Below are 14193 nucleotides of genomic sequence, written 5' to 3'. Positions count from 1 at the left end.
TTTTTTTCAATAATCTCTTTAAAATTTTTCACATTAAAACTTCGTGAAAAAAGTGTTGCATTTCCTGTCATTTTAATAAGTTTTTAAAATCTCTACATAACCCCTTCTTTACTTAACATTAATTCTATAGATTATATCCTTGTTGTTTTAAGAAATCTATGAATTTCCATTCAAATTCATCTATTGTCAGTATATATCCATTTTGTTTTTCAACAATGGAGTTTATGTGGTAAAATTCTCTACGACGTTCTTGAAAAATATGAATAGGAAATTGTGAGTCATATGGCCATCCTTCCATAAAAATTTTATCGTATATTGATGCCCATTGTAAATTTGAAATATCAATAGAACTAATTTTCCAAAAAAGTTCTTTGTAATAAGGTGATAAGTCGTTTTTTAGATTTCCATTTTTGTCCTTATAAATATTGGGATTCCATCCCAGTTTAGGCAAAATTTCATTAAAAAGCATAGCTCTAAAATGTGCACTCAAAGAGAGCATACTCGAGGTTAATGCAGAAGTACCAATAAAGTAATGTATTATAGGGTCTTCCTCTTTTGAATTAATAAATGTTGTATTCTCATTTATACTTAAAAAGAGAAAATCTTCAATATCTAATAATTCTAATAAATTAACTACTTCTAGATGTGCACCTTCAATCGTATCATCAATTTCAACAACTTTCCTATCAACTATTTTTTTTCCATCAGTATACACTTTAAAATCAGTAGATTCTAAAATTGATAGTTTCTCGCTTGATTTATAATAAGCATCTTTTATCTTATCTAAATTTATAGGTAATCCATCTGGAATACGTTTAGTTGTTTTACCAAAAATATTCAGAAAACAGCGTAATGAGGAAGAGATTTTTTTACCTATTAAATTCTCTATCTCTAAGATATCAGACTCTTCTACAGACTTAAAATCTTGTTCTGAGGTACTTTTTATTTTAATTAAATATTCTTTTGCAGACTTATAAAAATCAAGATAGTTTACCATAATTTATTATTTGACTTATTAATAATTTACTCGAAATTTAAAATCTTCGTTCTTTAACATTTTCCAAATGGCATCTCAAAGAAGCTAAGTCGAAGAACGAATAAAAAGAATAGTAATCTTAATACACTACGACGACAAACTGCCTATTACACTTTGACTATCAACAACTTACAACCATTATTCCTAGCGAGAGACTTAAGTCCCTCGCTAGGAATAGGAACATCTTAAAGTACAAAACCTCTTTTATTATCTTCTTCAAGCCAAGGCGGTAATACCTTATGCTCAGCGTAAAAGGTATTTATTTTATCTAAATATTCGTCATCTGTTGATACTAAATAAGGTGTTTCTTGATAATTTTCTTTTGATAGCAATTTGCCCAAACTAAATCCGCTAAAAATAGTCATCCTCAATGTACGGCCATGTTCTGTATTTATTCCTATACCTCGTTCAAAGATTCTTACGAAAAAATGGTATGGATTCATGGGATATAATTCCTTTACAAATTCATTTTCGTTAAACACCTCCCAAGTTAAGTACAAGTGTACCATTATCTTACCAAACACACCAATAATAGTTTTATTGTTCTCAAAATTCTTATCATTCTTATAGATGATTTCACTTGTTTTTTCACGTATATCTTTGGGTATGAGTCTGTTAATTGTACCTAATGAATATATTTCCTCATGAAGAATGTTATTGATTTTAACATTTACTTCATATATTCTTCTAAAGCCTTCAAAAAGAAGTAATCTTTCTGAAATAGAATTGTCTTTCTCAATTTCTGAACTAATACTATTAGTTCTTTGAAAAATCTGAGGGTCAGTGTTAATTTTCATGCTATTATATTAAGTCTTTCACCAACGTGTAAATCTAATGTTGAACAATTATTATCAAACTTAGTTGTGGTTTCTAAGTTAGTAACATTTTAGTAAAAACTCCCTTGATACGAAATAAACGGTTTGAAAACATTGTAGATAACGAAGTGCGAGCATGACGCTCTTAATCATTTGGAGTCGTAGGATAACCTACGACTAGAGATTGGGCAACTTAGGTAGGGACGAATCGCATTCGTCCTATTTCGTCCATTTGTACGTGTATGTGGGCGTATGCAATACGCCCCTACATTTTATTTTTCTAGTTAACTAATCACCTTCAAAACTCGTTTCAGCAACTGAACAAGTACTACTGGCATCCAGCTAGTAATAAGGATGATTGACCAGATAGTAAAATCCAGCTTTTGAAGTCCAATGATTTTATTAAGCGGACTTACCCAGTAGAACGTAAGCATAATTACGATACATAAACCCAAGGCGGCCCACACAAATTTATTTTCGGTAATCTCGTTTTTGAAAAAAGATATCTTGCGAGACGACAAATTAAACACATGCCACAACTGTGAAAAGGCAAGGCTAAAGAAAGTAATGTTATTACAAATTTTGGCATCCATCTGCAAGTAAACACTGCAATACCACGTTACGCCAATGATAGGAAGGGCTAGCAAACTGGCATAGACAAGTATATTTATCCAATCCTGTTTGACGACAATGGGTTCCTTCGGATTACGTGGAGAGATGCTCATTATCAACTTATTACCTTTGCCCATGCCCAATGCCAAGGCAGGGAAAATATCCGTCACCAGATTCAGGAACAGGATTTGTAGGGGTAGTACAGAAAACGGGAAGTTAAGCAAGCCATACAAAAACACAATGACGATTTCGCTTAAATTACATGAAAGTAAATACACCAAAAACCGCTTGATATTTTGAAAAATCACCCTTCCTTGTTCTATGGCAACGACAATCGATTTGAAAGAATCATTTTTCAAGACCATCTCCGCCGTTTCAATCGCTACTTGGGTACCTCTCCTACCCATCGCAATGCCTATTTCTGCTTTCTTCAAGGCAGGTGCATCGTTGATGCCGTCGCCCGTCATCGCCACAATATCGCCTCTTTTTTGATAAAGCGTTACCATGTCTAGCTTTTGTTGGGGTGTAACCCTTGCAAATATCGTGGCAGCAAACAACTGCTTTTTATCAGGCTTGCCCTCTAAGTCTTTCCCTGTAAGGACTACATTCTCCGTATCCGAAAGCTGTATCGTCTGAGCAATATTCAAGGCTGTAGCTGGGTGGTCGCCCGTTATCATGATTACTTTGATACCTGCATTTCTGCACGATTGCAAAGCTCCTGATATGTCTAAACGTGGTGGGTCTAAAAACCCAATGAACCCGACAAAGGTCAACTCTTTCACCATGTTATCATTCGGAATATTATTGGCTTCATTAAAAGCAAAACCCAACACACGTGTCCCCTGTGCCTGAATTTCTTCTGCTTTTTGTAAGAATTGATTCTTATCTTCTTCCATTAGCGAAACTATTTCACCTTGTTTATAAAAGGATTTACATTGTTGTAAAATGGCCTCTATCGCTCCCTTTACCGCTACAAAATTTGTATCTCCTTTTTTGTGCAACGTCCCCATCAGCTTTGTTTCTGAACTAAAGGCTTCTTCGGCAATTCGTGGATATTCTTGTTGTATTTGCGAGATATTTACGTTGTTTAGTCCAACAAAATTTAATAGCGATATTTCGATAGGGTCGCCGAGTTGTTTGTCTTTTTTCTTCTCCTTTTTCTCAACTACAGCATTATTACATAATAGCGAAATCAGCAAGATTTTCTCTAAACTTGCCTGATTGGCTTTGGCGTCTGCTTCGCCAACGGTATTATTTTCTACCTTGAAGGTATTATCAAAAAACGAGATATTATTTACCTGAATTTTGTTTTCTGTCAGCGTACCTGTTTTGTCGGTAAAAATGGTATTTATTCCCCCGAGGGTCTCTACAGAGGCTAATTTTTTAATCAACACTTTTTTTTCTGCCATACGTAACATACCATACGTAAGGGCAATGGTAGACACCACGGGCAGTCCTTCGGGAATGGCGGCCACGGCTAAGGCGATGGCTGTTTCAATAATCAGGTAAAGTTCTTTGCCTTGTAAAAAGCCTGTGATGATAAATATGGCGGCAAATATGGCGGTAAGCCACATCAATTTGGTGGTAAGTCCTTGTAGTTTTTTTTCGAGTGGCGTCGTTACTTGTTTGGCATTGTCAACCAGTGCCGTAATTTTCCCTAATTCAGTATGCAAGGCCGTTCCAACAATGATGGCTTTGGCATTTCCTTTAATGACCGACGTGCCTTTGAATATCATATTCGTTTGATCTGCTAGGCTGGTCTCTTTATCGAGGAGTTCTAGGGTTTTGGTGATGGGCATTGATTCCCCCGTCAAGGGCGATTCATCTACTTCAAATTGGTTGATTTCTACCAATCGGGCATCTGCCAATACCATATCCCCTGCTTCTAGCACTAAAATATCTCCTGGCACTAGCTTCTCAGAGGGGACTTCATTTAAGGTATTATCTCGCCAAACTTTCGACAGACTGACATCCATACTTTTTAGCTGATTCATTGATTTTCGAGCTTGAAGTTCCATAAAGAAACCCAAAGCTGCCGTAATGAAAATTACGCCAATGATAGCAAAACCTTCGAGCCAATCTTTAAAATATAGAGACGCACCACTGGCCAAGACTAATAATAAAATAATAGGACTCTTGAATTGTTCTATCAACAGCAAAAAAATACTCTTTTGCTTCTGCTCTTCATACCGATTCAGCCCATAAGTCTTTATTCTTTTGTTGATACTCCCCTCCGCCAGTCCGTTTGTTAAATCCCCTTGAAGCGTATGCACAATTTCTTCAAGGGGAATCGAAACCACATCTTTAATAGGATAATTATGAACTTTTTTAGTTGATGAATTATCAGTAGTAGTATTATCAAGGTTTTTAGAGGTCATCATTTAGGTTTAGGTTTTAATTAACTTTTCATAAACTACTTATCATCATACATTTGTCAATACTCAAGTTTTCCCCTTGGTCAAGGATGTCTTTCAAACAAAATCCAACACATCAAAGCGTTTTCCTAGTATTTCTTCGTCGTTGACAAGTAACCAATTACGGAGCAGGGTAGCATAAATCTTTCTAAAATCTACCGAATACTTCAAATCACCTTCATCCAAATCAGTTAGATTAGGCGCTTCGTTGAGGATTTTATCAGCTTTCAATTTTCCACCCATCACAAACACATTGTTCGCCGTTCCGTGGTCAGTTCCTCCGCTGGCATTTTGTTTTACCCTTCTACCAAATTCAGAGAAAGTCATCATCACCACGTCATCCAACTTGTTGTTTTGTTTGAGTTCATTCAAAAATACATCCATCGTTTCGGCATAATTTCTTAACAAACGTTCTTGCTGATTTACCTGATTGACGTGGGTATCAAACCCTGAAATGCTGACATAATAGATATTGGTCGGCATCCCCGAGAGTATCAGTTCGGAGATAGTCTTTAACCGTTGTCCCAATTCCCCATTTGGGAAACTGGCTTTTGTTTGATAGATTTTCGATTTGGTATGAAGATATTCTGCCGAAGAGGAGGTTTCTGCCAAGGTTTTATAGAGATAACTCACATTCTCTGAATGGTCGGCAGGTTGTGTTTTAGCGATTTTTGCAATAAAATCACCATGGACTTGTCGGTATAGTTTTTCGGGGTCTAATACGGCCAAACCTTTTAATTTCTCCCCTTTCATAGACAAACTAAGGGTATCATCTATTTCAAGGACGTTGTAAGAGGCACAGTCGCCCGAACAATTGGCATCTAAATAACGCCCTAACCAACCCGTTTGTAAATATTCATTCGGATTAGATGCCGTTTGCCAAATATCCATCGAACGGAAATGTGAACGGTCGGGATTGGGATACCCCACATTGTTGATGATTCGCATAAAACCATTGTCATACCAAGGTCTTAGCTTTTCCAAGGCTGGGTTCAACCCTATTTCATCATTCAGGTTAAGTACTTTATTTCTCTCGACAGCAATCGTCGGGCGTTCACGGTAATAAATATCGTTACGGTAAGGCACAACAGTATTAAGGCCATCGTTCCCACCTGAGAGTTGAATAATGACTAATATTTTATCAGGAGCACCCTTTGCACTCCCTAAAGATTGCTGTTCAAAAGCTTTTAGAAAATTCGGAATCATTAAGCCACCTACTGTTGCCAATGCCGAACGTGTGAGAAATTCTCTGCGGTTGACCATAATGTTGTGAGTGATGAGTTTAGTATTTAAATCTTCAAGGCTTTAATACTAAGCCTTATAGACAATATCGTTATTTGACGCTTGATTGATCGCCACTTTAACACAGCTGATATTCAGGGAGGGTCATTAAGGCTATCATCATTTTCTTGATGGTTTCTGGCTGACTCTCTTTCCCCAGTTTAGCGATTAATCCTTTTTTTACATCCTCATTAATAGGCACTTGCAAAATGTATGCCTCGAGGGTATCTAACAACATTTCCCGATTTTGTTGGGTAAAATATGTTGAAAATACTTCCCAGTTCATATCGGTTTCAAGGGTATTTTTCTTTCCCTTGCGGGTTTGAAAATCTGTATTTACATCTCCGTCCGACTTCGCAACGGTTTTTATCACCGTATTATTAAACATTAAATAGGGCAACTGCATCCTAAATAACAAACTTGAGCTATCTATCCAGCTTTTACCTCCAGCCCAGCCCGCCACGTTCGGCGGATATAATAATACCTGTCCCAATACACGTTGCACAAAAAGTAATGATTGTTTTTCGACCAAGTTAGAACCCGTAGTTCGCTGTAAACCCACGATAAGCTCGACAGGAGATTTAATGTGTGTACCAACATTACGCTCTTCGTAGAACCATGCACTATTGAAGATAGTATCCATCAAATCGGCAATATTGTACTCATTTTTATAGAATTCATCCGCCAATTGACTAACACGGTTAGTATCCACCTGCTCGTTTACAAAGTTTTTGTAGATTTTGGTAACAACAAAATTGGCAGTTTCCTTTCGTTCCAAAATCATTTTGATGATGTCTTCCCCCGTAAAGTTGCCCGTTTTTCCAAAGACCACCTTCGTATCATCATCATGTTGTTTAGTATTGAAATAAAACCCCGTTATTTTTCTATCAAATTCCCAGCCCGTAAATGCTCTGGCGGCTTCTTTTACGTCATGTTCTGTATAATTCCCCCTACCGAGCGTAAACAGTTCCATTACTTCACGGGCAAAGTTTTCGTTCGGGCTGCGTTTCTTATTCTGCTGGTTATTCAAAAACTGGAGCATAGCCGCCTCTTTGGAGACCGCCATCAGCAAGTCGCTAAACTTCCCTAATGAATGTTGACGGATGGTATTTAGGTAACTTTGGGCAAATAGTGGGTTGGGCGTTCTACAGGCAAAATGTCCGTGCCAAAACAACGCCATTTTTTCTCGCAAGACGCCCTTTGAGTTTGCCATTTTGTCTATCCAAGTAGTATTGAGTAGTCCCTCCTCCTCTTTTACCATCTTGTTCAACTGCTTGATACGCTCTTGTGTGGTAAGGGTAGTATCTTTTTTTATCATTTGTAGCTCTGAATAAATATCCATTTTATCAACCGTATAAATGGGTTCAAAGCTTTCAGCGTCTTTCAATAACTGTTTAACATTCTTCTTGATAGACTTATGGCCAAGCTGAGTAATCACTTCAGGCTTTTCGCCAAAGCCCGCTCGCCATATAAGGTGCTGGATGGATTTTTCCTTATTCATAATATCGTCGAGTTTAAAATGAGATACCTCTTAGAGTAAGAACGGACGAAAAGGTTTAATTATTAAAATGATACTTCATATTATTTAATTTATATTTTAATAGTTGCTATTCAAGATGTTCTGAAAGGAAATCTTACTGCTATATTACCCCTTCGGGGTTTGGTGGGTATTGACAATTATTTTTCCCTATAATCATACCATCCCTTCGGGATTGATACACGTTGATTATACGGCATGGTTGAAGGATATTACAATGGGGGGAAATAAGCGTTAAATCCCGAAGGGATGGTATGATTATAGAAATCCCAGATAAAAGCAATTATATAAACTCCGAAGGAGTGACAGATTCTTGTTACTATGTGTCACCTCTTTGAGGTTAGGATTACTGTCAATTATCTTTTCTATAATCATTCCATCCCTTCGGGATTAGATACTTTGATTTTACTGTATTCATCGAGAGACTCCGAAAGGCATAAAAAAACATTCCTGTTTAGAGCGATACTTATGTCTCGCCTAAACAGGAATGAAGAAATTATAATAATATAAAAAACTTACCCAATCTGAGCAGCCAACCAATCTCCTACTTCTGAAGTAGAGAATGCTTTTCCGCCATCTGCAATATCAACGGTTACTACGCCTTCTGCCAAAGATTTATTCACGATGTCTTTGATTTCGTTTGCTTCGTCCATCAATTTGAAAGCATATTCAAACATCATCGCTGCTGAAAGTACTGTTCCTAGTGGATTAGCAATGTTTTTGCCAGCAGCCTGTGGGTAACTTCCATGGATTGGCTCAAATACTGATGTATGTGTACCGATAGAAGCTGAAGGCATTAAGCCCATTGAACCAGAAATTACTGATGCTTCGTCTGTTAAGATATCACCGAACATATTTTCAGTAACCATTACATCAAATCCTTCTGGCCATTGGATAATACGCATTGCAGCAGCATCAACGAATAAATATTCTGTTTCTACTTCTGGATATTCTTTTTCGATGCCTTGTGCTACTTCTCTCCAAAGTCTTGATGTTTCTAATACGTTTGCTTTGTCAACGATACATACTTTCTTACGACGCTTCATCGCATATTCATACGCTAAACGTACAATTCTATCAACTTCTGGCTTCGTATATTCACATACGTCCCAAGCTTTGTCACGTGTTTCGTTTCTTCCTTTATCGCCGAAATAAATACCGCCTGTTAGTTCACGAATACACACGAAGTCTGCATTTTCAATCAATTCTCTTCTTAATGGAGATTTGTGCAATAATGAAGGGAATACTAATGTAGGACGAATGTTGGCATATAATCCTAATTTTTTACGCATTGCTAACAAGCCTTGCTCTGGACGAACTTTGGCTGATGGGTCGTTGTCAAAACGTGGGTGACCTATCGCACCAAACAATACTGCATCTGCCTGCATACACACTTCGTGTGTTTCGTCTGGATATGGATTACCCGTTGCATCAATCGCTACTGCTCCTGTTAAAGCGTGTGTAAGATTAATTTCGTGGTTATACTTTTTACCGATTGCATTAACTACTTTTAATGCTTGTTCAATTACTTCTGGACCGATACCGTCTCCGGCTAATACTGCAATATTTAATTTCATTTTTTTGGACTTGAGGACTTTCGAATTTAGGACTCAAGGTTTTTTTTTAGATTTAAGATTTTAGACTTTAGGACTAAAGGATTTTGGACTTTAGACATTAGATTTTAGACACAAGACGCTAGATTTTTAGACTTTAGACGCTCAATTTGAGGACTATAAATTTTTGACTTTCTACATCCTCAAAATCATTTTCTATTAGCGGGTGACTTAAGTCACCCACTAATAGAAAGGATTGACTAATGACTAAAAAGATTTTAAAAGATTTTATTTTTAGACGTTGGACTATTGGATTTTGTGATTTGTAAGATATACAATAAATACCTCTTTCTCCTTATTCCATTCCTAGCGAGGAACTTAAGTCCCTCGCTAGGAATGATTTGAAGAGTAAAAATTTAATCACTCATTCACTAACTCACAACTTACTCAAAATCACTCATTCACAATTCACTAACTCACAACTAGATAAGATTCAACATTTTCTGTGTCGCCTTAATCGCTGATACCGTTTGGTCAGAATCTAATCCTCTGGTTTTGAATTCTTTGCCTTTATGTTCCCATGTAATAATGGTTTCACAAAGTGCATCGGTATTTCCACCTGGGGGAATTCTCACAGCATAGTCTGTCAACATCGGAAGGTTTACTTCTTTCTTTAGATACACCTTCTTCAAAGCATTCATAAAGGCATCATACTGACCGTCTCCCTGTGCATTTTCTTCAAAAATATGCCCTTCAATTTTCACCCTGATGGTAGCAGAAGGACGAAGATTTTTAGAATGTGTCAACACATAATTGATTACCTCCACTTTCTCTTCAATGGTATTGCTATCAATCACATCCGAGATAATATAAGGTAAATCTTCTTGTGTAACCACCTCCTTACGGTCGCCAAGTTCAATGATTCGCTGCGTTACTTTTTTCAAATCCGCTTGCGATAACTTGATACCCAGTTTCTGAAGGTTCTTCTCGATATTCGCTTTGCCAGAAGTTTTTCCCAATGCATATTTACGTTCTCTGCCAAAACGTTCGGGCATCAAATCGTTGAAATACAAGTTGTTTTTATTATCCCCATCTGCATGAATACCAGCCGTTTGTGTAAAAACGTTTTCACCTACTACAGGCTTATTCACGGGGATTCTAAAGCCAGAAAAAGTTTCGACCAGTTTACTAACCGAATACAGCGACTCTTCCACTACCGTCGTTTCAACTTCACACATAAAGTCTTTCAGCACGGCGATGGTACTTGCTAGCGGAGCATTTCCTGCCCTTTCACCCATGCCATTGACTGTCAAGTGTAAGCCATGTACGCCTGCTCGCACTGCTTCCATCACGTTGGCAATGCTTAAATCATAATCGTTATGTGCATGAAAATCAAAGTGTTGAGTTGGATAACGCGTTACAATCGCCGATAGAAAATCATAACATTCACGTGGCGTAAGTACTCCAAGCGTATCGGGCAACAATACTCTTTCGATAGGCTGGGTACTTAGGAAATCTAGAAACTGATATACATATTCTGGCGAGTTGCGCATGCCATTACTCCAGTCTTCTAAATAAACATTGCATTTAATGTCTTTAGAACGAGCTAGCGTAAATACCTCCGCAATCTCAGCAAAATGTTGCTCAGGCGTTTTTTTAAGCTGATGTACTAAATGATTCATCGACCCTTTGGTAAGGAGATTCATCACTTTTGCACCAGCATCAATCATCCAGTTTACCGACGTCTCGCCATCAACAAAAGTCAGCACCTCGATTTTATCAATCAATCCGTTTTCGCTTGCCCAGCTAGTAATTTTTTTAACCGCCTGAAATTCACCGTCGGATACTCTTGCAGAAGCTACTTCTAAGCGATCGACTTTTACTTCTTTCAATAATAATTGAGCGATTGCTAGTTTCTCAGTAGCCGAAAAAGACACTCCGCTGGTTTGTTCTCCATCGCGAAGTGTCGTATCCATTATTTCTATATGTCGCATATATTTGCTGTAAGCGATGAGCTGTGAGCTATGAGCTATGAGGTTTGTGTGTGCTATAAGCTATGATTCTTAAGCTATATGTATAAACCATAGGAGACTCCTAATAGACTAATACTGAAGCTTAATACTCAAAACTTATAGCTCGATGCTCATAGCTGAAGGCTCACAGCTTAAAGCTCTTAATAAATACTTTTACCTGCAAAATCACCTATTTCCGCCTTCATTGCTTGAAGATAATCAATATCGTCAAAGCCATTGATAAGGTTATTTTTCTTATAACCGTTGATAGCAAAGCTTTCTTGTTCGCCTGTAGCAACGATGGTGATGGTTTGTGCAGGAAGGTCTACCTCCAATTCAGCGGCTGAATCGGCTTCGATGGCCAAGAAGATTTTATCCAAAAATTCAGGGCTTACTTGTACTGGCAGAATACCTACGTTGATGGCATTACCTTTGAAGATATCAGCAAAGAAGCTAGATACTACGCAACGGAAACCATAATCATAAATAGCCCAAGCGGCGTGTTCACGGCTTGAACCACTTCCGAAGTTGTGACCACCTACGAGGATTTTCCCTGTGTAAGTAGGATTGTTCAATACGAAATCCTGTTTCGGTGAGCCGTCGGTATTATAACGCCAGTCACGGAATAAGTTATCGCCAAATCCTTCACGCTTCGTAGCTTTTAGGAAACGAGCAGGAATAATTTGGTCAGTATCAACGTTCTCAATTGGCATTGGAACGGCTGTTGATTTTAATATGGTAAATTTATCGTATGCCATTGGGTTAGAGCTTTCAGCTTTCGGATTTCGGACTTCGGCTTTTTAAATATTTTACCTTAATGCGAAATGGCTTTAGCTTTCAGCGTTTATTTTTTTTATCAGATGATATAATTGTTTCTTGATAGCAATAATTTCAGACGAAATTGACAAAAACGCATCATTTGAAAGATATTCTAAATCTCTTGACAAAATCATTAAATACTCCAGTTCAGAAGCAGAACCAAACGAAATATTTAAGTATCTCGCAAAATCTCTATCTCCAATTTTTCCACATCCCTCAGCAATGTTGGTAGGTATGGAAGCGGATGCTCTCCTTATCTGAGAAATAAGTCCATATTTCTCGTCATTAGGGAATATTTTTGTTTGAGAATAAAGTAATAATGTCAATTCATGACTCTGTTCCCAAACTCGCAATTTTCGAAAATCTCTCATAGGTATAAGCCACTGGCTTTCGTTTATAGGGTTTCAATGATATTTTAAGGCTGTATGAATCAAACTAAAATTAACAATTAATTGGTTAGATTCTTTTTAATGTCCTTAAATTAAAAATTGAAAACCGAAAGCTGAAAGCCGATGACCGACAGCTCCTACAATAATTCTCTCGGGTCAGTAACCACGCCTGTAACAGCCGCAGCCGCAGCTACTAATGGACTAGCTAACAAGGTACGAGAACCCGGTCCTTGGCGACCTTCAAAGTTTCTGTTTGAAGTACTTACTGCATATTTTCCAGCAGGAATCTTGTCGTCGTTCATCGCTAAACAAGCAGAACAACCCGGTTGACGCAATTGGAAACCAGCCTCAGTCAAGATGTCATAAATACCCTCTTCTCTGATTTGAGCCTCCACAATGTGTGAACCCGGAACAATCCAAGCAGTGATATTATCAGCCTTCTTGCGTCCTTTTACGATAGAAGCAAAAGCACGGAAATCTTCGATACGACCGTTTGTACAACTTCCGATAAACACATAATCCACTTGCTTGCCAAGCATACTCTCTTGCTCGCCAAAACCCATGTAGTTCAATGATTTATCATAAGTAGCCTTGCCGCCTTCTACAGATTCAGCCGTTGGAATATTTTTAGAGATACCCATACCCATACCCGGGTTAGTACCATAAGTAATCATCGGTTCGATGTCGGTAGCATCAAAAGTGTATTCTTTATCAAATACAGCATCAGCATCCGTTTTCAATGTTTTCCAGTATGCCAAAGCTTTATCCCAAGCCTCGCCTTTTGGCGTTTGTTCGCGACCTTCAAGGTAATTGAAAGTAGTTTGGTCAGGAGCAATCATACCACCACGAGCACCCATTTCGATACTCATGTTACACACCGTCATACGACCTTCCATCGACATATTTTCAAATACATCACCAGCATATTCTACAAAGTAACCAGTAGCACCAGCAGTAGTCAATTGCGAAATGATGTATAAAGTAACGTCTTTCGGCGTTACACCTTTACCCAATTTACCATTTACGTTTACACGCATTTTCTTAGGCTTCGGTTGCATAATACACTGTGACGAAAGCACCATTTCAACCTCAGAAGTACCAATACCAAAAGCAATTGCACCAAAAGCACCATGTGTAGAAGTATGCGAGTCACCACAAACGATAGTCATCCCCGGAAGAGTGATACCATTTTCTGGGCCAACCACGTGTACAATACCATTTTTAGGATTATTCAAGCCCCAGTGAGAAATACCATATTTCGCCGAGTTGGTTTCCAATGCTTTCAACTGATTAGCAGAAAGAGGGTCAGCTACGGGAAGGTGTTGGTTAATCGTCGGAGTATTATGGTCAGCAGTAGCAAAAGTGCGGTTTGGAAACATCACACCAATACCTCTTGTTTCTAAGCCTAAAAAAGCAACTGGACTAGTAACTTCATGGATAAAATGACGGTCGATGAAGAAAACATCTGGGCCGTCTTCGATTTTACGAACAACGTGGGCATCCCATACTTTGTCGAATAATGTTGTTGTTTGCATATTATATTTAATAATTAAAATTCTGATGGTACAAATTTGAGAAGAATTATAGATAAAGTATTAACGAATTAAGTTCAAAAAATAGCGTTTTTAGCCCATTATCAATTATTGGTCGTAAAAAAGCATTCAAAACACTTCTCAAAAACAAAATTAATTAGAATTAAACATTATTTTATTGTCAGATAGATAT

Annotated in this window: 10 protein-coding genes; all 10 read right to left on the bottom strand. The window is 37.8% G+C overall.

The features are described from left to right. Positions 1-124 precede the first annotated feature (124 nt). Entirely contained in the window at positions 125-997 is an 873-nt protein-coding gene (locus tag AC07XN_RS18955) for a hypothetical protein (RefSeq protein WP_494744181.1), read from the bottom strand. Positions 998-1221: 224 nt separating this feature from the next. Next, complete coding sequence (locus tag AC07XN_RS18950; protein WP_494744180.1) at positions 1222-1833, bottom strand: hypothetical protein; 612 nt, start codon at positions 1831-1833, stop codon at positions 1222-1224. 302 nt (positions 1834-2135) lie between these two features. Then, positions 2136-4844 (bottom strand): cation-translocating P-type ATPase, encoded by a 2709-nt coding sequence (locus tag AC07XN_RS18945; protein WP_494744179.1) that lies wholly within the window; start codon positions 4842-4844, stop codon positions 2136-2138. A gap of 90 nt (positions 4845-4934) precedes the next feature. Next, entirely contained in the window at positions 4935-6140 is a 1206-nt protein-coding gene (locus tag AC07XN_RS18940; protein ID WP_494744178.1) for a DUF1501 domain-containing protein, read from the bottom strand. 97 nt (positions 6141-6237) lie between these two features. Then, positions 6238-7659: a DUF1800 domain-containing protein gene (locus AC07XN_RS18935; protein WP_494744177.1), complete on the bottom strand. Its 1422-nt coding sequence runs from the start codon at positions 7657-7659 to the stop codon at positions 6238-6240. 551 nt (positions 7660-8210) lie between these two features. Further along, complete coding sequence (gene leuB / locus AC07XN_RS18930) at positions 8211-9272, bottom strand: 3-isopropylmalate dehydrogenase (RefSeq protein WP_309922639.1); 1062 nt, start codon at positions 9270-9272, stop codon at positions 8211-8213. A 458-nt stretch (positions 9273-9730) separates the two neighbouring features. Beyond that, positions 9731-11242: a hydroxymethylglutaryl-CoA lyase-like TIM-barrel protein gene (locus tag AC07XN_RS18925; protein WP_494744176.1), complete on the bottom strand. Its 1512-nt coding sequence runs from the start codon at positions 11240-11242 to the stop codon at positions 9731-9733. 179 nt (positions 11243-11421) lie between these two features. After that, positions 11422-12018, bottom strand: a complete 597-nt coding sequence (gene leuD / locus AC07XN_RS18920; RefSeq protein ID WP_494744175.1) for a 3-isopropylmalate dehydratase small subunit — start codon at positions 12016-12018, stop codon at positions 11422-11424. 72 nt (positions 12019-12090) lie between these two features. Continuing rightward, positions 12091-12450 carry a four helix bundle protein gene (locus AC07XN_RS18915; protein WP_494744174.1) on the bottom strand — a complete coding sequence of 120 codons (360 nt, stop codon included), beginning with the start codon at positions 12448-12450 and terminating at the stop codon, positions 12091-12093. A gap of 155 nt (positions 12451-12605) precedes the next feature. Beyond that, positions 12606-14003, bottom strand: a complete 1398-nt coding sequence (leuC, locus tag AC07XN_RS18910; RefSeq protein ID WP_494744173.1) for a 3-isopropylmalate dehydratase large subunit — start codon at positions 14001-14003, stop codon at positions 12606-12608. Positions 14004-14193 lie beyond the last annotated feature (190 nt).

This window comes from Arcicella sp. GW458-12-2-14-TSB2 (assembly GCF_059423785.1).
This window is presented reverse-complemented; position numbering and strand designations above follow the sequence as displayed.

Excerpts from the sequence above, each read along its gene's own strand:
- AC07XN_RS18955 (WP_494744181.1), bottom strand. The coding sequence starts at position 997 with ATGGTAAACTATCTTGATTTTTATAAGTCTGCAAAAGAATATTTAATT.
- AC07XN_RS18925 (WP_494744176.1), bottom strand. The coding sequence starts at position 11,242 with ATGCGACATATAGAAATAATGGATACGACACTTCGCGATGGAGAACAA.
- AC07XN_RS18935 (WP_494744177.1), bottom strand. The coding sequence starts at position 7,659 with ATGAATAAGGAAAAATCCATCCAGCACCTTATATGGCGAGCGGGCTTT.
- AC07XN_RS18915 (WP_494744174.1), bottom strand. The coding sequence starts at position 12,450 with ATGAGAGATTTTCGAAAATTGCGAGTTTGGGAACAGAGTCATGAATTG.
- leuC (WP_494744173.1), bottom strand. The coding sequence starts at position 14,003 with ATGCAAACAACAACATTATTCGACAAAGTATGGGATGCCCACGTTGTT.
- AC07XN_RS18945 (WP_494744179.1), bottom strand. The coding sequence starts at position 4,844 with ATGATGACCTCTAAAAACCTTGATAATACTACTACTGATAATTCATCA.
- AC07XN_RS18940 (WP_494744178.1), bottom strand. The coding sequence starts at position 6,140 with ATGGTCAACCGCAGAGAATTTCTCACACGTTCGGCATTGGCAACAGTA.
- leuD (WP_494744175.1), bottom strand. The coding sequence starts at position 12,018 with ATGGCATACGATAAATTTACCATATTAAAATCAACAGCCGTTCCAATG.
- AC07XN_RS18950 (WP_494744180.1), bottom strand. The coding sequence starts at position 1,833 with ATGAAAATTAACACTGACCCTCAGATTTTTCAAAGAACTAATAGTATT.
- leuB (WP_309922639.1), bottom strand. The coding sequence starts at position 9,272 with ATGAAATTAAATATTGCAGTATTAGCCGGAGACGGTATCGGTCCAGAA.